Here is a 24,117-nt window from a genome sequence, read left to right as displayed (position 1 = left end):
AATGTTTCACATTTATATAGCTCCCAGATCAATGGGTATAGATAGATATTAGGAGGTCTTTTTTCATGCCAAAATATACAATAGTTGACCAGGATACATGTATTGCCTGCGGTGCCTGTGGTGCTGCTGCACCAGATATATATGATTATGATGACGAAGGAATTGCCTATGTGATTCTAGACAATAATAAAGGTGAAGTAGAGGTCCCTGAAATTTTAGAGGATGACCTTATTGATGCTTTCGAGGGATGTCCTACAGATTCAATCAAAATGGCTGATGAACCGTTTGATGGTGACCCACTTAAATTTGAATAATAATAAAAAAGCAAGTGCTAAAGCACTTGCTTTACGTATTTTTAAGGATAGTTTGTTTATTAATCCAATTTTGCATTTTTGAAAACAATAGCATAAATATAATAGCTACTAAAATACCTTTTACGAAATTAAACGGAAGAATTCCAGCAAGAATGTATTCTTTTACATTAGGTACTTGGAAATTCATTAAAGCTAGATATGCAGGTAGTATGACAAAATAATTTAATATACTCATCATTACTGCCATAGAAATCGTACCGACAAACAAAGCTAAAGTCATTCCTTTTTTCGTTTTCATTCGTTGGTATATATAATAAGTTGGAAGTACAAATAAAAGACCTGCAAAAAGATTAGCAATATGACCAATTGGAATCCCTGTTTCACTACCTGTCGTAAGGAAATCCAATAAATTTTTTATAAGTTCCACTAATAAGGCTCCGATAGGTCCGAAGATTAGTGCGGCGATCAATGCAGGTATATCGCTAAAATCTACGGTTAAATAATTCGGAAATGGCGGAATTGGAATTTTTATCAACATGATGACATACGCTAAACTACTTAATACCGCAATACTTACAAATGATTTTAAACCTAATTTTTTCATACTTTCTCTCTCCTTATGAGATCCATCTCTTGTCAGAAGAAAGTTGCCTATTTTTGAGCATAAATAAACCCTCAAGGAAAGAACCTTGAGGGAGAAAAAGGCATGCTCAATAAGCGTTCAAAACCTGCATTTTTTGAACGCTAAGAGACTGTCTATCGAAGGGTTACCCTTTATAGACTGCTCTAGGCACCTCCATCTTCTCCCATCCAGACTGTACTGTCGGCTTTGGAATCACACCAAATCCTGCCTTATTATTCTAAGGCTCGCGGGCTAAAAGCATGTATGAGCTTTATTACCGCCGGTCGGGATTTTCACCCTGCCCCGAAGATGAATCGTATTTTTTTTACATTTTAAATTATATCCCATCACGATACAATAGGGAAGTAAAATGATTCTAAAAAGTTTTTTTAAAGGATCCATTTCTTAAACATCGTTGCTATTTAAGTAAAGTTATAACAAGAAAATATCAACTGATGATCGCTAACGTTGAAAAATCAGCATCACTATAGGAAACTCTAGAATTCTTTATTGCGAGTAAAATCCGATAAATGTGCCTTTACAAAAGCAATAAACTATACGAAAACAGCCTTTTTATCATTAAGATGGATTGCTTTTCGATTATTATGTATGCTTAATGACGATTTTTTGCTTAGTATGAATTAAATCCTTGTTAGAAATATTATTCCATGACAGTAATTGATCAATTGTTACATCAAATTTCCTAGATATTTTACTTAATGTATCCCCTGATTGAACGATATACATTTCCTCTTTATCATTGTTAGATGATAAGAAGTTATCTACATAAATTGGTTGACCTTTTTCTATCGATTGATTACCAATAATTTCAGCTAAAAAATGTGTAATAATGACCTTTCGATCAGCGATCGGTTTTGCAGTCAGATTTAGTGTTAATTGTTCTTCCTTTTGTTTTTCTTTTTGTACTTCCTGTAAATTACCTGCCACATCAATGACACGGTAAGGATCATGATTCAGCGCAAATACAAATTGTCCTATCTCTCCTTCACCAAATACAGTAAATGGATCGATTGCATTTACTTTGTCAATGGTCCATTCGCCTTTATGAATTTCAAAATGAAGGTGAACTCCAGTGGAATTACCTGTATTACCCATTTTTCCGATTTCATCACCTTTTCCAACAATTTGTCCTTCAGCTACCATCCGATTTTGCAAATGAGCATAAACGGTCTCAAAACCATTGTCATGATGGATAAAAATAACATTCCCATATGATGGAGAATAGTATGACCGAATGACTTTTCCTCCTTCTACAGCATAAACAGCTGATTGATATTCCCCAGCAATATCCAAACCTTTATGGATGCCACTTCTAGAATCAAATACATCCGAAATTTCCCCTTCTGCAGGAAAGTACCAATCGTCCGTATTTTCATATATATTTATTTCGGCAGCTTGCACTCTTCCGCCTAAAATAAGCATGCTTACACATAAAGCCATGATCGCTACAATTAACATTCTTTTTAAATAATCAAGCATAATTTTCCTCCTCGGATAAACAAACTCTTGCTTAAACTTATATGACTGCTTGTATATTTTTAGAACATATTGTCAAAATCAAGTTTGCTAGAGCGAATCTTATTTTATGCTAAATCAAAGCTTTTATTCAAAACAAAAAACTGATACTTTTAAAAAAAACTATTGTTACGCACAAAAAAGAGGCATTCTATATTTGAGAATGCCTCTTAATTATTATCTTTTTATAGTATATTTATTGGGGGAAATTGGTACCTTAATTGGTTTAGAAAAATCGAATTTCTCCCATTTCATTGGGGAAACATTTTTAAAGAATACCTCTTTATATCCAAAGCTTTTCGCTGTTAACAAAATCCCATCTAGCATTAATTGGTAATCCTCATTACCTTGTGAAAAATCAAGTAACTTATTGAATTCGATATTAAGACTTTTATCATGATTTTCTGTCGCTTTCAGATAAATCTGATTTGGAATGATTGGTTGGTAAAAATCATTTGGTGCTTTTTTCATATTTTCTATAGCGGAATTAAAAGAATTGTATTCCAAATCTGAAGGTACTAAAAGTTTCATACCATTTGTTTGATAGGAGAAATACCCAACATTCACTAACGGCGATACCTTATAAGGTTTTAATAATCCGATATTATTTAATTGGATTGGATCCCCATTTTCATCAGAATAATCAACTTCTTTAATATGATTTAGAAACGAAAAACTGTATTGTAAAATACGAGTTAAATTTTGTTCTACATATTCTGGAACTTTCTTCACCTGTTCCTTAGGAACGGTAATGTGGAGTTTCTTCTCATTTTGAATATATTGTACTTTCCCAGGAATATTGGGTAAACTAGCAAACCCCCATTGTTCTAGTGGTAACGCTTCAGCAGTTTGCAAATAATTAGTAAACCAATCAATATCCGATTTGGAAACCTCCACACTTATTGGTACTAGGATAGCGTCTTTCGTAAAAACTCCATAGGTAAACATATCATTTTGTTGCAAATCTTGTTCATATATCGCTAGCGTGCTTTTCTCATTAATCGTACGTGTAGAAAACTCACTAACTATTCCTTCATCTGGACTGGCATCTCTTTTCTCTGAGTAAGAAAACTGCGAATTATGTTCAATATTTTGCTGATCTTGGTCTATGATTACTTTATTTTCTATTGATTCTTTTTTAGTATCGATTGTAGATTTCGCTATTTCATTAGGATTAGATTGCTTGAAGGAAGATGATATTAACACAACAATGATAGCAAAAGTGGCAATGATGACGGACGGAATCATTAGCATTTTCTTTTTACTTTGTTTTTTTTCTACTTTATATTTTATATTTCTGTAAATTTCCTCAGGACTCCGTTGATCACTCATTTTTGGCATATTCATCAAAAGATTTTTTATATATTCTTCTTCATTTTCATACTCAGCCATACCGTTGTACTCCCCCTTCCTGACCCTTTTCTACCATCATTTCTCGCAAGATTTTCAGTGTACGATGTTGTGTAATTTTCACTTTACTTTCTGACCATCCAAGTATTTCTGCCGTTTCTGCAATCGTTAACTCATTAAAATAGCGCATAATAATCACCATTTTTTGATCTTGAGTACAATGATCCAAACACTCATATAATTTTCTCATATCATCACTTTGAATAATTATTTCTTCAGGTAAGGCAGACGAATCTTTTAATTGGCTGCGATTCCAGTCAAACGTATCTAATAATTTTTTTTTCCAACTTTTTTGCTTACGAAAATAATCAATTGCTACATTTCGAGCAATGGAAAATAACCACGTTTTTTCTGAGCTTTTTCCTTCAAAATTTTGATAAGCTTTTAATACTCTAATATATACCTCTTGAACTAAGTCCTCAGCTAGTTCACGACTTTTTACCATATAAAATAAGAATTGAAAAAGATCGCGATGATATCTTTGATGTAAATCATTGAAAACGGAGTCCATTCATCTCCCTCCTCCGTTATATATTTAGTCGCTATCAATAAGGATAAGTTTCAATTAATTTCGAAAACTATTCCCTTTATGAGTTTATACTACCAAAATCCGAAAAAAAAAGCGCTACATTTTATAGCGCTTTTTTGTCATAATATTTTTATTATGATATTTTCAGTGCTTGTTTCTCATGAAACAAGATTTCTCGGCAGCATTCATCAATCATTATTCATTTACTTAGGTAAAAAGAAGGAAAATGTCGTCCCTTGTCCAACCTTGCTTTTAACAGTTATATTTCCATCATGGGCTTCTACAATATTTTTAGCAATTGCTAATCCTAACCCTGTACCAGATTTACCACGTGTTCTCGCCTTATCCGCCTTATAGAATCGTTCAAAAACAAATGGAATATCTTCTTCAGGTATCCCAGAACCATTATCTTCGACATTAATCTGGAACCCTTTATTGGTTTCCTCAAACTTTACTTTGACATTCCCATTCTCTGGTGTATGTCTGATTGCATTATCGATTAAATTTGTTAAAACTTGTTCAATGCGGTCTGAATCAATGAAAAACGTTTCTCTAGTAGATTGTATTTCACAGCTTAAATGGACATGGTTTTCCTTTGCTAAACCATTAAATTTATTCGTTACTCTTTCAATAAATGTGTGAATCGGTATGTCATCTTTTACTAAGGAAATATGACCTGCTTCCATTCTAGCTAAATCTAATAGTTCATTAACAAGTCTACCTATTCTTAATGTTTCATCGTAAATAATTTTTGCAAATTCCTTTTTCTCTTCATCAGATGCAGCGATATCGTCAATGATCGCCTCACTATATCCTTGCAGCATTGCTACAGGCGTTCTTAACTCATGTGATACATTGGCTATAAAATCGTCTCGAAGCTTATCTAATCGCCTTTCTTCTGTCATATCACGAATGACTACTACTGCCCCTCTTACACTCTCTTGATTATAGAGGGGGCTAACTATGATAACATAGGTCCTACCTTGAATCGTAATTTCACCTGTTTGCTCCATTTCAGTTTCAAGAACCTTTTGTAATAGCAATTCCTCTGGAGCTAAAAATGTTTCATCTTCACCTTGTTCATAAAACCATTGTTGAAGAAATTTTTCAGCAGGTGGATTTGTTATTAATATCGTTCCATCACGATTCAATGTTAAGACTCCATCTGCCATACTACTTAAAATACTTCTAAGCTGTTCCTTTTCTTGATTTAAAGCATTTATATTAAACTTTAGTTGTTTTCCCATTTGATTGAAAGCAGTAGCTAACTCCCCAATTTCATCATGGGTTAATATCGGCACCTTTTTATCAAATTTACCTTTAGTAATTTCAAAAACTGCTTCACGCATTTTTCTTAATGGAGCTGCTATTCTAGTTGATAAAAAGAACGCAAAACCAGTAGTTAATATAATAGCAATTCCAGCTGCTAATAATATGAGCCTTGTTGTTTGTTTTGTCGTTTCTTGCAAAATATCTAACGACCGATAAATAAAAATAGCCCCATTGCTATTGTCAGTTACATGTAATGGAACAGCAGCAACGATCACATTTTCATATCTATTATTCGTGTTGTTACTCGGGGCAGCAAATTCTTTTCTTTTACTCTTCCCATTATTAAATACTGCTGAAAATTCCGGATCGTTTAAAATTGTACTCGGAGGTATTTTATCCTTCGCATGAATATTTGGAGAATAATAAACATTATCCTTGCTGTATGCAATCATTACTTTCATTGATCGATCGACGAATTCCAGAGCCAACTCTTTTCCAAGATCATCACCAGAATGTGTCTCCACAATATTAGCTACTTTATGAGCTGTATTAGATAAATCTTTTTCAATCTGCCCTACATGGTAGTTCTCGAAAAACTCAAGCAATAGAATCGTTAATATAAAAAGAACGAAACATACTAAAAATAAAATCGTTAGCCAGAGTTTTCCGACAACACTTCGCCATAATCTCATTCCGTGGTAACCTCAAATTTATATCCGACACCCCAAACCGTGACAATCATCTTAGCCGCTTGTTCTGACACACGATTTAGTTTTTCACGAAGTCTTTTTACATGTGTATCGACTGTACGTAGATCACCGAAAAATTCATAATGCCAAACTTCTTTTAATAAGTGCTCTCGATCAAATACCTTATCTGGTGATTTAGCGAGGAAATATAATAATTCATATTCCTTTGGAGTTAAGTTTACTTCTTTACCATCGGCACTAACTCGGTGTGCATCATTATCAATAGTAAGATGAGGAAAAACGATCATATCCTTCGTTTTTGTATCTGTATTTAAAAAGCTTGTAGAAGATGATCTTCTTAGTAAAGCTTTTACACGTAAAACCACTTCTCTAGGACTGAATGGTTTTACAATATAATCATCTGTACCAACTTCAAATCCTTCTACACGGTTTGCTTCTTCCCCTTTTGCTGTAAGCATTATGACAGGAGTAGCTTTTTTTTCACGTAGTTCTTTACAAACATCTATCCCATTTTTACCTGGCATCATCAAATCTAGCAGAATACAATCATAATCATTAGTTAAAGCCATTTCTAATGCTGACTCACCATCTCCTGCTTCTTCGATATAATAGTTTTCTCTCTCAAGATACATTCTCAATAATCTACGAATTCTATCTTCATCATCTACGACTAAAATTCTTGCTTCAAAATCCATTTTTAATCCCCCTATCATAGACTACCATTCAAATTCTTTACTCATAATAAATTATATATGAAAAAAGAAAATGAATCTTGTATTGTCATTACTTTCTTAAAAAAGCCTCCACAAAAGTGAAGGCTTTTTTGTTTTGACTCTTTCTCAAACATTGTTGCATTTAAGTATTGTTTAAATTAGTAAAAATAGGTGGAAGACCAATAAGTCTTCCTTCCTTTGAGAAAAGAGGTACAAACTTCATAAAAACGTTGAGCCCATTAATTATTGTAATATCCAATATAAGGGCTTATAAAAAAGCAACAAACTTTACGAAAATTTTTATATGTCCTAATAATTAATTGGATGCATATGAATGAAGACCTGCTATTACAAGGTTAACAGCTACTAGATTAAACATAATAATAGCAAAACCAACAACTGCTAGCCATGCAGATTTTTCACCATGCCAGCCTTTTGATAAACGTAAATGTAAAAATGCTGCATAGAATAACCAAGTAACAAGAGCCCATACCTCTTTTGGATCCCAGCCCCACGGACGACTCCAGGCAATCTGGGCCCAAATCATGGCAAAGATCAAACCACCTAAAGTAAATACAGGAAAACCAATAATTACTGAACGGTAGCTAATTTCATCAACAAAATCTAATTTCAAATTTTTAGTCAGTGGCTTTAATAGTGCGCCAATTCGTTTTCTTGCAATGACTCTTACGAGTAAGTAAATAATAATACCAGAAATAAGTGACCAAATAACTGTATTCAATTTCACTGCATTTACAATACCAGGCACATTAAATAGTGGTTTGAATCGATCCGGTGTTTGCAATTCACCTTCATGAGGTCCAATCAATGCTGGTAGCTCATATTTCAATCCAGTCTGTTCAACACCTTTTTTATCCACCCAATTAAATGTGGCTTCATAATGACCTGCTTTAAAAATAACCGAACAAATGACAAAACCTAAAACTGCAATTAGCGAAAACATTACTAGTTCTAAAAGAAATGTTCGAGCAGACTTTTTAGATTGATCAATGCATTTAACTAAATAGATTAATCCTGCAGCAAAACTAATGGCCAATATCGCCTCTCCTGCTGCAACGGTTGTAACATGTATGTATAACCAATGGCTTTTTAATGATGGCACTAATGGATTCAGTTCTCCTGGGAACATGCTTGCAAATGCTATAACAAGTAATGCAATTGGTAATGCAAACAACCCAAGGACTGGAGTTTTATAAATAAAGTTGATCACAATAAATGCTGCTACTAGCATCATACCAAAGAACGTTACAAATTCAAACATATTACTAACTGGTGCATGACCAGATGCAATCCATCGAAGGATAAAGTAACCTAATTGAGCAATAAAGCCAATTATAGAGACAATTACTGCAATCGTCCCCCAACGATTCGGCTTTTCTTCATTCCCATGAATCTTTTTTTGCCTAATTGCTCCTCCGAAGAAAAAAGTGCCTAATAAATATAGAATAAAAGCTGCATATAATAAATTACTACTAATCTTAACTAATTCAGACAAATTCGCCCCTCCTTAATGTTTGTCTTTTTTCTTATCCTGCTGATCTACTGGTTCAGGAACATTTGTACCTTGTAAAATATACTTAATTTCGTTCTTTATGCCATACCAATTTTTGTTGGTGTGTGCAGCAACTAGAACTTCACCATTCACACGCCTAATCCATATTCTACGATGATTCCAGTACATGCCTTGAACGACACCTATCATAAAAATAAGTCCACCGAGAGCTAATATCCAAAGGGTTAAATCTTTTCGAACGGTTAGAATTGTTGCATTACGAGTATCGATTGATGAAAATGCAATTTTATAATCATTTTCACCTAATGGTTCTTGATTTAATTTTATTCCAATTAAACTAACTTCACCTTTTGGATGTTCAGGTGAAATCATATTAAATAAGAATGCAGGATTATTAGGTACAGAAGTTTTCGTTTGTGGTTCTCCTTCTTTAGAAATCCCACTAAAATCAGGATAATAACCCATTAGTTCTACTTTATACCCATTTTTCAAATCATAAACATCTTTCGGGTTATATAAATCAATTTTAAATTCACCCAATGATTGTCCATTCTTTTTATTTTGTAATTTAAACGACATTGCTTTTAGTTCATCAAGGGTGTAACTCATTTGATATAGTCGGTAATGCTCCATTTTCAAAGGATCATTTACACGTATTGAGTAATCCTTTACCTTTTTTAACTTATCCGATTCCCCTGCTATACCACCATCTTCACGTTTATAGAGAGTTACGTTCGTTTGGAAATTTTTCGCCACTGTACCTACACGATCTAATGCTTGATTAAACTTTTCTTTATCTTTGTTTTTATCATATGTTTCTAAAATAAATTTTTTGTTTTCTAGAACATATTGCGAATGTGTACCAGGGATTACCTTCTTTTCTCCTTCACGTAGCTTTAATGTTTCATCCACATACATGCCGGGGACGGAGCGTAACAATGCACCTATAAGAAAAATAATAAGACCAATATGATTGACGTAAGGACCCCATCTAGAAAAACGTCCCTTTTCTGCTAGAATACTTCCATCTTCTTCCCGGATCTTGTATCTTTTTGCTTTAAGATTTTGTTTAATTAAATCAAAATGATTATCTGTAAGTTCTACTTCTGATCTGATATATAATCGCTGACGTTTTAAAAATCCCTCATGTCGACCAATTTTTTGAGTTTTCAATGCTCGATGTAGTGGAATAAAGCGATCCAAACTACAAATAACAAGTGAAACGCCAATACTTGCAACTAATAACAAATACCACCATGAACTATAAAGATCTTGGAAGCCTAATTTGAACCATAATTCTCCAAACCAACCATATTCATCCTTATAATATTGTTCAGGGGTTAGTGAATTTATGTATTCTTCTTGCGGAAGGATCGTTCCGAGAGCACTTGCAATTAATGTTATAACGATTAACCATACTCCAACCTTAACTGATGAGAAAAAATTCCATATCTTATCTACAATTGTTTTATTATACGTTTGCGATCTGCGAGCACTACCTTCATAGCGCATGTCATGAAGTTTTTCCTGCTTAGCTTCATCTGTTAATGCTCTACCACAGGATTCACAAAGAATCGTACCAATAGGATTAACGTGACCACATACACATTTTATTTCTTTCATGATAAAACTCCTTAAGGTTTAATACTCTCCATTAAGTTTTGGATATCCTCTTTGGACATCGTTGTTTCTACTATTTTCTTTATTGTTCCACTTGAATCAATAAAAAATGATGTGGGTATTGGATCTATGCCATATGCATTCTGTACATCCTTACTCTTATCTACTAGTACAGGGAAATTTAAATCATAGCTTTTTATAAACTTATTAATTAAGAAATTGGATTCTCCAACATTTGCGGCTAGAATTTCAACTCCTTGCTGTTTATACTCTTTATACAAATCTACCATGTATGGCATCTCTTCTTTACAGGGCCCACACCAAGTTCCCCAAAAGTTTAAGAATACCCCCTTGCCTTTGTAATCGGATAATCGATGTTTCTGGCCATTCATATCTTGCAAAACAAAATCAGGGGCCTTATCGCCAACTTTCAAAGCCTTGCGACTATCCTTTGTTAAATTATTGTATAAAGCATAGGATACCGCAGCTATTAAAACGACTAGTATGATCGTTCGTATAACGAGCCTTTGCTTTTTCTTTTGTGACATTTCGTAACCTCCAATCGAAATTTCTGCCACATTATAATCAACATTATATCATTCCCCCAAATCATCCTGATTACCATAATTTGAAGGTTATGTGAAACTTTAAACAGTTGATAAACATGGATGGAACAACCATTTATTGGTTCCCTGATCCTGTTTCTGCAAGTGCGCGTAATTGTTTAACCTCATGAGGAGAAAGTTCTCTTACTTCACCCGCATTTAACCCGTGTAAATTTAAAAATGCGTATCTTTCTCGTTTTAACTTTTGAACGGGATGTCCTATAGCTTCAAACATACGTCGAACTTGTCTATTTTTCCCTTCATGGATGGTTAGTTCAATGATTGATTTTTGTGTTTTCTTATCTGCTGATAATAACTTTGCTTTTGCTGGTGCAGTCAATCCATCTTCTAATTTAATTCCTTTTTCTAATTGTCTCAACATTTGTTTTGATGGAATCCCTTTTACTTTTGCAACATATGTTTTATGAATTTCATAACGTGGATGCATAAGTAAATTAGCAAAATCACCATCATTTGTTAGGATTAACAGGCCTGAAGTATCATAATCTAAACGGCCAACAGGATATACTCTTTCCTTTATTTCCGGAAGAAAATCTGTTACCACTTTTCTGTTCTTATCATCAGTAACAGCAGATATGACTCCTCTTGGTTTGTACATTAACAAATATACTTTTGTTTCCCTTTCTAGCGGTATTTCATTCACTTCTACTTTATCATTAGAAGATACTTTGCTCCCTAGTTCAGTTACAATTTTACCATTTACTTTTACCTTACCTTCTAGAATTAACTCCTCAGCCTTTCGACGCGAGGCTATTCCCGCATGTGCTATAACCTTTTGAAGACGTTCCATCTATTTATCCACCTCATTTAAATTTTGAAAGTTATACTTTATGAATTATTACATATCAATGACAAAAAGCAAAGAAACTAAACCGGTTTAATGCGATTTTTGTTCTAAAACTTACCACTATTTATCATTCCAATCGTTTTTTTTTAAAACCGTTTTTGTATAATTTGTTACCCATAATATAGGTTTCTGCCGATCTTATGCAGTTTGCAGTTCTATTCCAGTGAATTAAAGGGGCAACATTTTTTTAAGTTTATACTTTACCTTACTAGCTATAAAATTTTATAAAAGAGCCTACAAAAAAACATGGATGTTGGAGAATTATCCAAACATCCATGTAATAATAATGATAGCTGCACCTATACCAACCAAATCTGCCAATAAGCCAACTTTCAATGCATCCCCCATTTTTTTAATACCTACTGCTCCAAAATAGACGGTTAAAACATATAGGGTCGTATCTGTACTTCCTTGAATGGTCGAGGCTAATTTACCAATGAAAGTATCCGGGCCATGTACTTTAAGAATATCACTCATCATTCCTAGAGCAGCATTTCCAGATATAGGACGAATCAGTGCTAATGGAACGATTTCTGTAGGAATTCCTAACCATTCAAGGACTGGCTTTATTAACTGTACAAAAAAATCTAATGCACCAGACGTTCGAAAGACAGTGATTGCTACTAACATTCCTACTAAAAATGGAATAATCGAAACTGCAATCTTTATACCTTCCTTACCTCCATCAACAAAATTTTCGTAGGCAGGTACTTTTTTCCACACACTATATAATAATATATAACCAATAAGAATAGGTATGATCCAAATAGAGATTAAGGAAATAATTTGCAATTTATTTCACCCCATTACGCGCTCTTTTATGATAAAAATAACGGTCGATTAAAATTGCTGCTATTGTTGCAATGGTTGTAGCCATAAGTGTCGGTCCCACAATTTCTGTAGGTGAAGCGGAATGGTAGTTCATTCGAATGGCTATTACTGTTGTAGGAATGATTGTCAATCCAGATGTATTTAAAGCCAGAAAAGTGATCATTGACCTACTGGCACTCGTTTTTCCCCCGTTCAATTCCTTTAGCTGCTCCATTGCCTTTATCCCAAGCGGTGTAGCAGCATTTCCTAATCCGAACATATTAGCGATAATATTTGATAATATATAGCCCATTGCTGGATGATTTTCAGGAACTTCGGGAAATAACCTCTTAATTAGTGGCCTAAATACACGTGCAAACTTATCTAGGAGCCCTGACTCTTGTGCGATTCGCATAATCCCTAACCAAAATACTAATATACTTATTAAGCCAATACATAAGGTAACTGCTTCAGTAGCAGATTGAAAAATAGCCTCATTCACTTCTTTCATTCTTCCATTTATTGCAGCAAAAACTAAACCAATCAATGTCATCCCAATCCATATATAATTAACCATCGTTTTTCACACCTATATGGATTAAAAATGTTTTCACAAAAAAATTAAACCACCCTTTTTTCTCGTTCATTTCTGCGTATTTAAAATAAACAGGTACCGTTTTTAATTTCTGTTCATCTAAATATATGACTGCTTTACCGACTATTTCAGGAATGTTTTTTTGATCCTTCCACTCTTTTTTTGATTTTAATAGTTGATATTCAATGGTAACTTTATCTTTCTCATCATTTGTTAGAGAATATACAACTTTATTTTTGATATAAATATGATTTTTTAAGTATTTTTGATTAATATTATTGATTTTCCCTTTATCTAAAACAACGGTCGTATCAAAGTTCTTAAATCCATACTCAAACATATTGATGTGATCATCCCAGTCATTTGGTCCATTTAATGTAACAGCTATTAAATTTTGATGCTCTTTTGTAGCTGTTGTCACTAATGTACGTTTAGCTTTTTTTGTAAATCCTGTTTTTCCTCCTGTACAATATTTATACTTTTCAGTCAATAATCTATTTTTATTTGCCCAGCCTTTATAAGATTTTGTTCCGGAAATTTTTCTATAGGTTTTATTTTGCATTGCATATTTAGTTAATAGCGCCATATCATATGCTGTTGAAAAATGATTATCCTTATTATCTAAGCCGTTAGGATTGGCAAAATGTGTATTTTGCATACCAATTTCTTCTGCTTTTTGGTTCATTAAGAAAACAAACCCATCAATACTTCCTCCAACATGTTCTGCAATCGCATTAGCTGCATCATTGCCCGATCTAAGCATTAAACCATAAACTAAATCTTCAAGCTTAACTATATCTCCAGGTTTTAAATATATAGATGAACCTTCTGTCCGAACGGCAGTATCACTAATTTTCACATCCTCTTTTAATTTTCCAGATTCTATTGCTAAAATAGCTGTCATGATTTTAGTGATCGATGCAATCTTTCGAACATCCTTTGCATTTTTTTCATAAAGGATTCGCCCACTGTCTTGATCCATAAGTATCGCACTAGCTGCACTAACCGAAGGTGTCGCCGCAAAAGTTTTGTCTGGCAATACTATTAGAATAAGTAGAAATACAATCATCATTAATGATATAAAACGTTTCATATAATTGCCCCTTTTCTCAATGCTCATACGCTTAAACTATAGAACTATCTTTTGTACAAGTTTATGCAGGACAAGTTTGTATATGACAAGAAAAGCACAAGCATCAAGACATTCTTCATTCACTAAAGAGACTTTTTTCATCTTGTTCTAAATTAACATTACTGGGATATGAATCATGTTTTTAGTAATTTAAGTAAGCTCATCACCGATATCCTCAAAAAAAAAAGATTATTTGCACATGCAAATAATCTTTTTTACTACTACTAATTATTTTCGATTGTCTCTTGGAATTTCTCAAAAAATAAATCAGCATCTTCCTGCTCAAAGTCATCTATTGATGCCTCTGCTAATGGCGGTAGTTCATTAATGTCCTTTAATCCGAAGTAATCTAAAAATTCCTTAGTTGTCCCATATAGGATGGCTCTACCTGCTCCATTTGCTCTTCCAACCTCTTTAATTAAACCCTTTGCAGTTAAGGTTTGCAGTGGACGTTCTGTTTTTACACCACGGATATCTTCAATTTCTATCCTTGTAATGGGCTGCTTATAAGAAATAATCGCTAATGTTTCTAAGGCAGCCTGTGATAATGTATTCATTCCAGGAGATTCAACGAGTCTTTTTAAAAAAACAGAGTTTTCCTTTTTAGTAACAAGCTGATATGTACCAGCAAGTACAACGATAGCAATCCCTCTTTCTGCGTTCGAATCATACTCCTGCTTCAGTGATTCAACTAATTCAACTGCTTGATACTCTTCAAGCTCCATGACAGACATAATTTGTTTGATGGATAATCCTTCATCTCCTGCAGCAAACAAAAGACTTTCAAGAATTCCCTTCAAATTAGTAATTTCCAACCAAACTTACTCCTTTCCTTGCTACAAATATTTCCTCAAAATTCCCTTCCTGTTCAACCAATATTTCATTTCGCTTCATTAGTTCTAATACAGCAAGAAATGTAATCACGATATGATGTTTATCTGGTACCTCAAATAATGTAAAAAAGCTTCTTCTTCCTGATATGGAGGTTAAATCATTTAATATTTCCTCCATTCTATTTTCAATCGAAATTTCTTGTCTACTTATTTTCGTTGAAAGTGGCTTTTGTAATTTTTTTCTTCTTAATAATTTATTTAGAGCACCAATCATGTCATAAATCGTTACATCACTTTGTTGTTGATCGATCTGTATGTCTTTCATATACTCGGATAAATCACTTGGAGGTTTTGTAAATATCTGCCCACGTTCCTCCTCTAGATGCTTTAATTCTTGAGCTGCTTCCTTATACTTTCTATATTCAATCAGTTTTTCAACTAAATCATCACGTGGATCTTCCTCATATTCAAAATCCTCTTCTAGCTCTTCTTCATGCTTTGGAAGAAGCATTTTACTCTTTATTGCTAATAATGTCGCTGCCATTACTAAATATTCACTGGCAATATCTAATTCTAATTCCTTCATTGTATGAATGTAAATTAAATACTGCTCTGTAATTGCTGCCATTGGTATATCATATATATCAATTTCTAGTCGATTTATTAAATGCAGTAAAAGATCTAAAGGACCTTCAAACGCATCAATTTTTACATTATATTCCACAAATATCACCAATTCCAAATCAAAGCTATTTTAAGTTACATAACACCATTGTTATTTAAGTATAGAGGATTATTTAAAGTAGTCCAATATAAATTTACCTTATACCGCAATGATTAACAATAAAAAATAGGCTGAGGCCTATACAACTCTTACAAAACTTACATAGTATAAATCGACTAAACTATTTTCTTAGGAGGTTTTACATTATGTCAGACGGCTTTGGATATGGTGGCGGTTTCGCATTAATCGTAGTACTATTTATTTTATTAATTATTGTTGGCAGTGCATACATTTGGTAATTTACTCAATTATACATGATTAAAAAACAAGTTCAGTATTGGTGCTGAACTTGTTTTTTTTGGCTTTTATGGAATGAAAAACACTATCATTCTCCTACTATTAAAATTAAAATCTTTCTATTTATGTTACACTTATATAAGACAGAGAGGAGTTCATTCATGATAGTAACTAAAGCCTTTATACAATATTTAGTCCATTTCCATGGCGATAGAGATTATTTTGAATGCCATGAAATTCTTGAAGATCACTGGAAACAACAGGATGCAAGAAACCGTGACTCCATTTGGATTGCTTTTATTCAATTAGCAGTCTCCTTATATCATTATCGAAGAAAAAACCTAATTGGTGGTATCCGAATGATGGAGAAAGCCCTTCAACGTTTCATTCACAAAAAAGACCAATTACTATTATTGAAAATTGATGTTGATGATTTAATTTCCAAAATCAATATAGTATTAGACAAGATGAAAACAAATCAAGATTATGAACCGATTCAAATTAAAATAGATGATCAACAATTATTAGATATATGTAAGGAAGAATGTAAAAAACTTGGTGTTACATGGGGAGGAAAAGAGGATTTGTCTAATGATCCTATTATTCATCGTCATATCCTACGTGACCGCTCCACTGTGGAAAACGAAAGATTTCTTTCTTCTGTCATAAAAAAAATGGAGAGAGACGAAGGTAAATTCATCAACAATTAGAAAAGGGCTTCGATCATTCATCGAAGTCCCCATCCTCTTTCTCACAGATTTCACAAAATGCTGCTGTGTATTCATTTGAAATAATTTTCTTACCTTCATATATTTGCTTTAATGATTTAAGCATATTTTTTCCAATTCCTTGAAGACGATGGGATGGATTGACTGAGATGTGCTGAATTTCTACCGTTTCATTATGAATAGTAACACCAATTAGTCCAACTATATCATCATCTATCTTCCATAAAAAAAGCTGCCAATCATCTTCCTGTTCATATTGCTTTATTGTCTGCTGAAGCTTTTTAATATCCTTCTCGTTTGGCATAAACGATAAAAGACCCATAGCAATTTTCTCAAATGCTTTTTTATATCGAATTAACATGAATATCCCTCGTTATCTTTAATACATAATGTGAATGCTTTTCTAACATTATAAACATTGGTGGCAAATAATAAACATTTTATCATACTTAGTCTTCACCTTATACGATAAATAACCAATAATATAATCCCCACCCTAAAGCTAATATTAGTATTAGAACAAATAACAAAGCGTTTTTTTTCCTCAAATGAATGACACTCCTATTTCTATTATTTCATCTCATCGTTGCTTGATCAAAAAGGCCAAAAAAAAGAACTTGGGGCGTTCATCTTCAAAACACATCTATGTACCTTGTCTATTGTATCTATTTTCATCGTTTTTCGCAATCGTGAAAAAAGTGGTGTAAGTGTTTTCACTCCCAGCAGTATAAAAGACCTATAAAATAAACCCATTCAATCCCTGACTAGGACGATCGAATGGGTTCTTTTGATTTATGATTGATTGATTTTACTTGGTAGTGGTAAATCGAGTCTTATTAAATCCTCATATGTTTCTCGCTTTATCACTAAATAATCTTCACCATTTTCGACAAACACAACTGGAGGTCTTGGAATTCGATTATAATTATTGGACATAGAATATCCGTACGCACCAGTACAAAATACCGCTAAAATATCATTACTTACCGTCTTAGGTAAAGGTAAATCCCAAATTAACATATCACCTGATTCACAACATTTACCAGCGATTGAAAATGTTTCTTCTATAGTTGCTGTAGGTCGATTTGCTAGGACAGCTTCATATTTTGCTTCATATAAAGCAGGTCGGATATTATCGCTCATCCCTCCGTCCACTGCTAAATATTTCCTTACATTAGGAACATCCTTTCTCGAACCGATCGTGTATAAGGTGGTTCCTGCTTCTCCAACTAATGATCTTCCAGGCTCAATCCAAATTTCTGGCATTGGTAGTTGATAAGATTTTGTTCTGTTTTGCACTTCGATTATAATTTCTTTGACATAACTATCAGGACTAAGAGGTTCATCCTCTTCAGTATAGCGAATACCGAAACCACCACCTAAATTTAATACTGAAGGGAAGTATAAAAATTTTGAATTCCATTCTGCCAATTTATCGATGATCTTTCTAGCAGCTAATATAAAACCGGTACTATCAAAAATTTGTGAACCGATATGACAATGGATTCCTAATAATTTTATATGGTCAGAACCCATTGCTATTTTTATTGCCTCTTCAGCTTGACCATTTTGAAGATCAAAACCGAATTTTGAATCCTCTTGTCCAGTCAATATATAATCATGCGTATGTGCTTCAATTCCAGGTGTAACACGTAAAAGAATGGAAATACTTTTTTTTTGTTCATTACATAAACTTTCCAATAACTCTAATTCATAAAAATTGTCTACAACAATGCATCCAATATTATGCTCGAGTGCTAGTAAAAGTTCTTCTTTACTTTTATTATTTCCATGAAAATGAATTCTTTCTACTGGAAATTTAGCTGCTAATGCAGTATATAATTCACCACCAGAAACGACATCCAATGATAAACCCTCTTCATTTACTAAATTTAACATCGCAATGGACGAAAATGCTTTACTAGCGTATGCGACTTGTGATTTTACACCCAATTTTTCAAAAGTTTGTTTAAATCCTCTAGCACGTTCACGTATTAAAGTCACATCATACACATATACAGGTGTTCCATATTTTTGCACCAAATAGACTGTATCAACACCACCAATTTCTAGATGTCCCTGTCCATTTACTGTCGTAGTACCATGAAAATACATCCGCTTCCCTCATTTCATTTGAATCACCGATTATAAGGAGAAATAGACAGTTGTCTAAGTTCGACAAACTGTCTACTATATTCAGTATTTATAATAAATTAGATAAACTTTATCATAAAAAAGTAATTTTGACAATCTTATTCTGGTGGTTGTCTAAATCGATCACGCGGATGAACGATGCTTGGTCTAATTATTGATCCCGGAACAGTTCTTCTTATAAGTACATGGCTAATCGCTTGCGGATTAAATGGGATAAACGGCCATAAATAAGGGGCGTTCAAAGCACGTATATGAACCAAATAAATAATGAAAAGTGTACTACCAATCATCAATCCTGGTAGTTTGAAAAAGGCTACTAATAATAATAAGATAACCCTGACTATTTTATTGGCAACACTTAGTTCATAACTAGGTGTTGCATAGGTACCAATCGAGGCAACAGAAACATATAAAATAACTTCTGGTACAAACAAGCCCACATCTACTGCAATTTGACCGATTAACACGGCAGCAATTAATCCCATGGCAGTGGCTAAAGGAGTCGGGGTATGGATGGCTGCAATCCTTAGAAATTCAATCCCCATATCAGCAATAAAAAGTTGAAGAATTAATGGGATATGAGTATGTTTATTAGGTCCAATAAAATCAATATTCTCTGGTAGAAAGGACGGTTCTATTGCAAATAAATACCATAGAGGTAAAAGAAATAATGATGCAAGTATGCCGAGAAAACGAATCCAGCGGATAAATGTTCCTACAGCAGGTGCTTGTCTATATTCTTCAGCATGCTGAGCATGGTGAAAAAACGTTGCTGGTGTCACCATCACACTAGGAGAAGTATCGATAAAAATTAGTACATGCCCTTCAAGTAGGTGAATCGAACCAACATCTGCTCTTTCCGTATAACGAACGAGCGGATAGGGGTTATAGCCTTGTTTTAATAAGAACTCTTCAATTGTTTTATCAGCCATTGTAATCCCGTCAACATCAATAGTCTTTAATTCCTTCTTTATCGTTTCGATTAAATCTGGATTTGCCACCCCTTTTATATAGCCAATTGCTACATCTGTCTTTGATCTTTCTCCAATTTGCATAATTTCAAATCTTAATCGCTCATCACGAATTCTTCTTCTTGTAAGTGCAGTATTAACAATAATATTTTCTACATATCCATCGCGAGAACCCCTGACGACTTTTTCCGTATCCGGCTCCATCGGTTGACGGCCTGGGTAGCTACGTACGTCTACAATAATCGCTTCGCCTTCGCCTTCTATAACGATTGCGATTAATCCAGATAAAACTTGATCTACCATTTCATCAACTGTTTTTACTTTTTCTACTGATTGATTGACAATTCTATTTTCAATTACTTCATAAACTTTACTGGAAAGTCTCTCGGTATCATTTAACAGTACCAGTTCTTTTAAAATTTCAATGATAAACTCTGTATCTGTGAGACCATTAACATAATATAGTTGGATATGTTTTTTTAAAACTTTAATGCTGCGTACTCCCAGATCAAAACTTACACCTAATCCGACTCTTTCTTCAAAAATTTTCTTTAGCTTTTTTACATCCTCAGGTATGGGGAGTTTATTGTTTAGATCTTTTGTCATAAAATCCACTCCTTTCTAAAACTAACTTTACAGCTTTTTTTGTGATCGGAGCTCCCTTTGAATAGTGATCTTGCTTTCCCATTTTTCCTATATCACCAATCCCAACAATAATTGGAACGTCTAATTGATCTAAAGAATACACCGTATCACCATTAATTTTTTTTAACTCCATTTCTGGAATTCCATATTTATCTACACCATAGGGAGTCAATTCTCCATCCCGATCGATACAAACATCAACCCTTGTCCATTCTGCTTGATGAGTTTTTGATGCGACAGCAATGATCCCTAGAACATCAATGTCAGGATGATTAGCAACAGTCAATAAGGAAGCCTCCCCTTGTCCTTTACCTAAAAATCCACTATCATCAAACATCACTAAAACTGGGTCACATTGCGCTTTTTTTATTAAATTGACGATCTCCTGACCAGAAAGATGGGAAGGATTTCCGTGGGACTGAGAAATGCAGCGGCCACCTATTTCCTTCGCTACTGCCTCCAAAGCTTTTCTGGCATAATCATCTCCATCTGTAATTAATATCACCTGTCGTTTACTATTCATACGAAAATCCTTTCCATTTTAATGATCAATAAAATAGATCCAATGAAATAATGAGCCGAAAACTTTTCCAAATACTATTGCCATTAAAGCAATGATTAAATGACCTTCGATTCCAATTCTTTTTGCAAGAATTGGGATGACATTAATCACTTCAGTTAACGCAGCGGCAAGCATACCAACAAAAATTCCACATGCCAGACCAATAGGGATGAGTAATAGAGAAGTTAATTGAAAATGAATGTCCCTAAGCTGTGCCCAACCTCCTAGTAACGAGCCAATCACAATCGCCCATTCGTAAAGAGTAATGAATTTTGATGTTTTCGATATTTGTGTCAAACGAGGAATAATTCCAAGAACTGATAGAAACGCAACCAAGCCACAACCAACAATTAATCCACCTGCTAATCCAATAAATGCTAAAGAGATCCACTTAATGATCATCAAGTCGTTTAATACTCTCTTTATTTTCATTCATTACTACATAATGATCGACATCTTGTTGGTAATTAAAGATTTCTACCTCTAATGGACTTGGTTCTTCATTAAATCTTTTTTTAAAGAGATGATTAAAGTAAATGATCATTCCTAAACCTAGCCCTAATGAATAAGGAATTTGAAGAATTAGTGGTTTTGATTGATCATTCCCCGTAATCATTTTATATATTTTTTGATGAACGGCCCTCATACTAACATCCTCATGAAAATTCATGATGGCAAGTGCTGATCCAAAAAAAAGTAATAGCCAGATAAGAATAAAAAATATGATTGGTACTTTCTTTTTTTTATAAATGATATCGATAATCGTTTGCGATGGTCCTATTGTTTGGATATCAACAGCACCCCATTTTTCTGTAATGAGATCGATGAGTGTCATAACATCAATTACTACAGAGGATTTATCTGATGTAGATACTTCGTATACAGTTAGTTGTTTCAACTTAGTTAAATCTTTTTCAGGCGCAATAATTTGTGCAATATCTGCAAGAGTAATTTTACTGTTCGGCTTTACTTCTACTCGGTGCCGTAAACGAAGATAAATAAAACTCTCCATTTCCCTCAACCCCTGATTTTTTTTTATTGTAAATAGTAGTATGTGGAAATGAAATCATTTCATTCACGTTGTTTAATAATGGTGACTTTCTAAAGACATGGCTACTATTTAGATGTAATTTTGACGAATAAATAGGTTGAAGAGCGTCAATCACCTTCTTATCCTAGGAAAAGTTGTAACTTCATAACAACTACTAATTAGTTGTAAAAGCAAGCTGGCAGTAGGCTTTACAAAGCAACAGACGATACAAAATGCCTTTTTAATTGAACAAAAAAAGGATCGTATGGTCTTATAAGTCCATACGATCCTTCATTTGTTCTAATATTTTTTTTTCTAATCTAGATACTTGTACTTGTGAAATACCTAATCTTTCCGCTACTTCTGATTGCGTTTGATCTTTATAATACCGTAAATATACAATTAATCTTTCACGATCGTCCAATCCACGAATAGCCTCTTTTAAGGCGATTTTATCAAACCATTTTTGGTCATTTTGATCAGCAATTTGATCGAGCAAAGTAATAGGGTCGCCATCATTCTCGTACACAGTTTCATGAATGGAGGATGGTGTTCTACTTGCTTCCTGAGCCATAATTACATCTTCAGCCGTAATCTCAAGATAATCAGCAATTTCATTCACAGTGGGGACTCGTCCTAAATCTTTCGTTAATAGATCCTTCGCCTTACGAATTCGATTACCAATTTCCTTTAACGATCGACTTACTTTTACTGTCCCATCATCCCTTAAAAAACGTTGAATTTCACCTATAATCATGGGAACAGCATATGTTGAGAACTTAACATCGTATGATAAATCAAATTTATCAACAGATTTTAAAAGACCGATACAACCAATTTGAAATAAATCATCTGGTTCATACCCACGATTTAAAAATCTTTGGACGACAGACCAGACGAGCCGAATGTTTTTTTCTACAATTTCATCTCGTGCCTCTTGATTTCCTGCCTGGCTCCTTTTGATTAAATCCTTGACCTCTTGATCCTTCAAAAACTTTCCTGTTTTCTCTTTCTTTAGTTCCACATCCATAGGCACGACTCCTTAATTACATAAGGCTTTTTTAATCGCCAAATGCTTTTTTAAACGAATAATGGTGCCTAAACCAGGTTGTGATTCAACTTCTATATCGTCCATAAAGTTTTCCATAATTGTAAATCCCATGCCTGAACGTTCCATCTCTGGCTTTGTGGTAAACAATGGCTGTCTTGCTTCTTCAATATCAGAAATTCCTGCTCCCTCATCACGAATAATCATTTCAACTACTCCGTCCTCTATGGCTACAGAAATATAAACCATTCCATCTGGATTTCCTTCGTATCCATGAATAATCGAATTTGTTACTGCTTCTGAGACAACAGTTTTAATTTCTGTAAGTTCATCTAAGGTTGGGTCTAATTGCGCAATAAAGGCAGCAACTGTTACCCTAGCAAAGGATTCATTTTGGCTAAGTGCTGAAAATTGAATATGCATCTCATTTTTCATTATTTACGCAACCCCCAATCTTTCTAAAGCAAATTTTTCTGACTCATCAAGTCTAATAATTTTAAATAGACCCGACATTTCAAAAAGCCTCTTTACTGCAGGAGAGATTGCGCAAACAACCATTTCACCGTTTTTTTGTTTTATTTGTTTATATCTGCCTAAGATTACTCCTAAACCCGAACTATCCATAAATGTTAATTGTTCTAAATTTAATACAAGATGCTGTATTTGATAGTTTTCAATTGCTTGATTCACATTTTCTCTTAAGCTTTCAGCAGAATGATGATCCAATTCACCACTTAATCGAATGCATAGAACCTTTTGTTTGACTTCCAAATCGATTAATAGACTCACTATTTATTTCCTCCTTCTTTCTTTATAGTGAGTCAATTCGCCTTTAAAACCCTGTTTTCCTTCTTC

General features: G+C 33.8%; 27 protein-coding genes and 1 riboswitch. Of the genes, 3 read left to right on the top strand and 24 right to left on the bottom strand.

What is annotated here, in order from left to right:
* Positions 1-65: 65 nt before the first annotated feature.
* Positions 66-314: a ferredoxin gene (locus I5818_RS10195; protein WP_058002327.1), complete on the top strand. Its 249-nt coding sequence runs from the start codon at positions 66-68 to the stop codon at positions 312-314.
* Positions 315-345: 31 nt separating this feature from the next.
* On the opposite strand, the gene I5818_RS10190 is transcribed toward I5818_RS10195, so the two are convergent.
* The 15 genes from I5818_RS10190 to I5818_RS10120 form a co-directional block, all read right to left on the bottom strand.
* A complete protein-coding gene (locus tag I5818_RS10190) occupies positions 346-918 on the bottom strand; it encodes an ECF transporter S component (protein ID WP_058002326.1) in 573 nt (190 codons plus the stop codon).
* Between the two features lie 190 nt (positions 919-1,108).
* Positions 1,109-1,251: riboswitch (FMN riboswitch) on the bottom strand.
* A gap of 288 nt (positions 1,252-1,539) precedes the next feature.
* Complete coding sequence (locus I5818_RS10185) at positions 1,540-2,436, bottom strand: M23 family metallopeptidase (protein ID WP_058002325.1); 897 nt, start codon at positions 2,434-2,436, stop codon at positions 1,540-1,542.
* A 213-nt stretch (positions 2,437-2,649) separates the two neighbouring features.
* The gene (locus tag I5818_RS10180) at positions 2,650-3,864 is read right to left on the bottom strand and encodes a hypothetical protein (protein ID WP_078111222.1); all 1,215 of its coding nucleotides are present in this window, start codon (positions 3,862-3,864) and stop codon (positions 2,650-2,652) included.
* A complete protein-coding gene (sigX, locus tag I5818_RS10175; protein ID WP_058002323.1) occupies positions 3,857-4,393 on the bottom strand; it encodes an RNA polymerase sigma factor SigX in 537 nt (178 codons plus the stop codon). Before sigX ends, I5818_RS10180 begins: the two co-directional genes overlap by 8 nt.
* A gap of 221 nt (positions 4,394-4,614) precedes the next feature.
* A complete protein-coding gene (locus tag I5818_RS10170; protein WP_058002322.1) occupies positions 4,615-6,375 on the bottom strand; it encodes an ATP-binding protein in 1,761 nt (586 codons plus the stop codon).
* Entirely contained in the window at positions 6,372-7,088 is a 717-nt protein-coding gene (locus tag I5818_RS10165) for a response regulator transcription factor (RefSeq protein ID WP_058002321.1), read from the bottom strand. The genes I5818_RS10170 and I5818_RS10165 overlap by 4 nt, the downstream gene beginning before the upstream one ends.
* A 334-nt stretch (positions 7,089-7,422) precedes the next feature.
* Positions 7,423-8,622: a c-type cytochrome biogenesis protein CcsB gene (gene ccsB / locus I5818_RS10160; RefSeq protein WP_058002320.1), complete on the bottom strand. Its 1,200-nt coding sequence runs from the start codon at positions 8,620-8,622 to the stop codon at positions 7,423-7,425.
* 12 nt (positions 8,623-8,634) lie between these two features.
* Positions 8,635-10,263, bottom strand: coding sequence for a cytochrome c biogenesis protein ResB (resB, locus tag I5818_RS10155; protein ID WP_058002319.1), 1,629 nt, complete (start codon positions 10,261-10,263; stop codon positions 8,635-8,637).
* An 11-nt stretch (positions 10,264-10,274) separates the two neighbouring features.
* Complete coding sequence (resA, locus tag I5818_RS10150; RefSeq protein WP_058002318.1) at positions 10,275-10,808, bottom strand: thiol-disulfide oxidoreductase ResA; 534 nt, start codon at positions 10,806-10,808, stop codon at positions 10,275-10,277.
* Positions 10,809-10,941: 133 nt separating this feature from the next.
* Positions 10,942-11,676, bottom strand: coding sequence for a 23S rRNA pseudouridine(2605) synthase RluB (gene rluB / locus I5818_RS10145; protein WP_058002317.1), 735 nt, complete (start codon positions 11,674-11,676; stop codon positions 10,942-10,944).
* A gap of 318 nt (positions 11,677-11,994) precedes the next feature.
* Entirely contained in the window at positions 11,995-12,525 is a 531-nt protein-coding gene (locus tag I5818_RS10140) for a spore maturation protein (protein ID WP_058002316.1), read from the bottom strand.
* Between the two features lies 1 nt (position 12,526).
* Positions 12,527-13,120 carry a nucleoside recognition domain-containing protein gene (locus I5818_RS10135; RefSeq protein ID WP_078111223.1) on the bottom strand — a complete coding sequence of 198 codons (594 nt, stop codon included), beginning with the start codon at positions 13,118-13,120 and terminating at the stop codon, positions 12,527-12,529.
* Positions 13,113-14,231 (bottom strand): D-alanyl-D-alanine carboxypeptidase family protein, encoded by a 1,119-nt coding sequence (locus I5818_RS10130; protein WP_209391901.1) that lies wholly within the window; start codon positions 14,229-14,231, stop codon positions 13,113-13,115. Before I5818_RS10130 ends, I5818_RS10135 begins: the two co-directional genes overlap by 8 nt.
* A 263-nt stretch (positions 14,232-14,494) precedes the next feature.
* Positions 14,495-15,085: an SMC-Scp complex subunit ScpB gene (scpB, locus tag I5818_RS10125; RefSeq protein ID WP_058002313.1), complete on the bottom strand. Its 591-nt coding sequence runs from the start codon at positions 15,083-15,085 to the stop codon at positions 14,495-14,497.
* Positions 15,072-15,827 (bottom strand): segregation/condensation protein A, encoded by a 756-nt coding sequence (locus I5818_RS10120; protein WP_180212382.1) that lies wholly within the window; start codon positions 15,825-15,827, stop codon positions 15,072-15,074. Before I5818_RS10120 ends, scpB begins: the two co-directional genes overlap by 14 nt.
* A 206-nt stretch (positions 15,828-16,033) precedes the next feature.
* Between I5818_RS10120 and I5818_RS10115 the strand changes: the two genes are divergently transcribed.
* Complete coding sequence (locus tag I5818_RS10115) at positions 16,034-16,126, top strand: YjcZ family sporulation protein (protein WP_071976118.1); 93 nt, start codon at positions 16,034-16,036, stop codon at positions 16,124-16,126.
* A gap of 159 nt (positions 16,127-16,285) precedes the next feature.
* Entirely contained in the window at positions 16,286-16,834 is a 549-nt protein-coding gene (locus I5818_RS10110) for a DUF309 domain-containing protein (protein ID WP_058002311.1), read from the top strand.
* Between the two features lie 13 nt (positions 16,835-16,847).
* On the opposite strand, the gene I5818_RS10105 is transcribed toward I5818_RS10110, so the two are convergent.
* The 9 genes from I5818_RS10105 to spoIIAA all read right to left on the bottom strand — a co-directional run bounded on the left by I5818_RS10105 (position 16,848) and on the right by spoIIAA (position 24,051).
* The gene (locus I5818_RS10105; RefSeq protein ID WP_058002310.1) at positions 16,848-17,213 is read right to left on the bottom strand and encodes a GNAT family N-acetyltransferase; all 366 of its coding nucleotides are present in this window, start codon (positions 17,211-17,213) and stop codon (positions 16,848-16,850) included.
* 431 nt (positions 17,214-17,644) lie between these two features.
* Positions 17,645-18,967, bottom strand: a complete 1,323-nt coding sequence (lysA, locus tag I5818_RS10100) for a diaminopimelate decarboxylase (RefSeq protein ID WP_058002309.1) — start codon at positions 18,965-18,967, stop codon at positions 17,645-17,647.
* A gap of 137 nt (positions 18,968-19,104) precedes the next feature.
* Positions 19,105-20,583 carry a spore germination protein gene (locus I5818_RS10095; RefSeq protein WP_078110876.1) on the bottom strand — a complete coding sequence of 493 codons (1,479 nt, stop codon included), beginning with the start codon at positions 20,581-20,583 and terminating at the stop codon, positions 19,105-19,107.
* Positions 20,561-21,145 (bottom strand): stage V sporulation protein SpoVABEA, encoded by a 585-nt coding sequence (gene spoVAEA / locus I5818_RS10090; protein WP_058002307.1) that lies wholly within the window; start codon positions 21,143-21,145, stop codon positions 20,561-20,563. Before spoVAEA ends, I5818_RS10095 begins: the two co-directional genes overlap by 23 nt.
* Before the next feature lie 18 nt (positions 21,146-21,163).
* Positions 21,164-21,586, bottom strand: coding sequence for a stage V sporulation protein AB (locus I5818_RS10085; protein WP_058002306.1), 423 nt, complete (start codon positions 21,584-21,586; stop codon positions 21,164-21,166).
* Positions 21,576-22,196, bottom strand: a complete 621-nt coding sequence (locus tag I5818_RS10080; protein WP_078110875.1) for a stage V sporulation protein AA — start codon at positions 22,194-22,196, stop codon at positions 21,576-21,578. The genes I5818_RS10085 and I5818_RS10080 overlap by 11 nt, the downstream gene beginning before the upstream one ends.
* A gap of 289 nt (positions 22,197-22,485) precedes the next feature.
* The gene (sigF, locus tag I5818_RS10075) at positions 22,486-23,244 is read right to left on the bottom strand and encodes an RNA polymerase sporulation sigma factor SigF (protein WP_058002304.1); all 759 of its coding nucleotides are present in this window, start codon (positions 23,242-23,244) and stop codon (positions 22,486-22,488) included.
* A gap of 12 nt (positions 23,245-23,256) precedes the next feature.
* Complete coding sequence (gene spoIIAB / locus I5818_RS10070; RefSeq protein WP_058002303.1) at positions 23,257-23,697, bottom strand: anti-sigma F factor; 441 nt, start codon at positions 23,695-23,697, stop codon at positions 23,257-23,259.
* Positions 23,698-23,700: 3 nt separating this feature from the next.
* A complete protein-coding gene (spoIIAA, locus tag I5818_RS10065) occupies positions 23,701-24,051 on the bottom strand; it encodes an anti-sigma F factor antagonist (protein WP_058002302.1) in 351 nt (116 codons plus the stop codon).
* Positions 24,052-24,117 lie beyond the last annotated feature (66 nt).

The sequence above is a fragment of the Heyndrickxia oleronia genome (assembly GCF_017809215.1).
Lineage (GTDB): Bacteria > Bacillota > Bacilli > Bacillales > Bacillaceae_C > Heyndrickxia > Heyndrickxia oleronia.
This window is presented reverse-complemented; position numbering and strand designations above follow the sequence as displayed.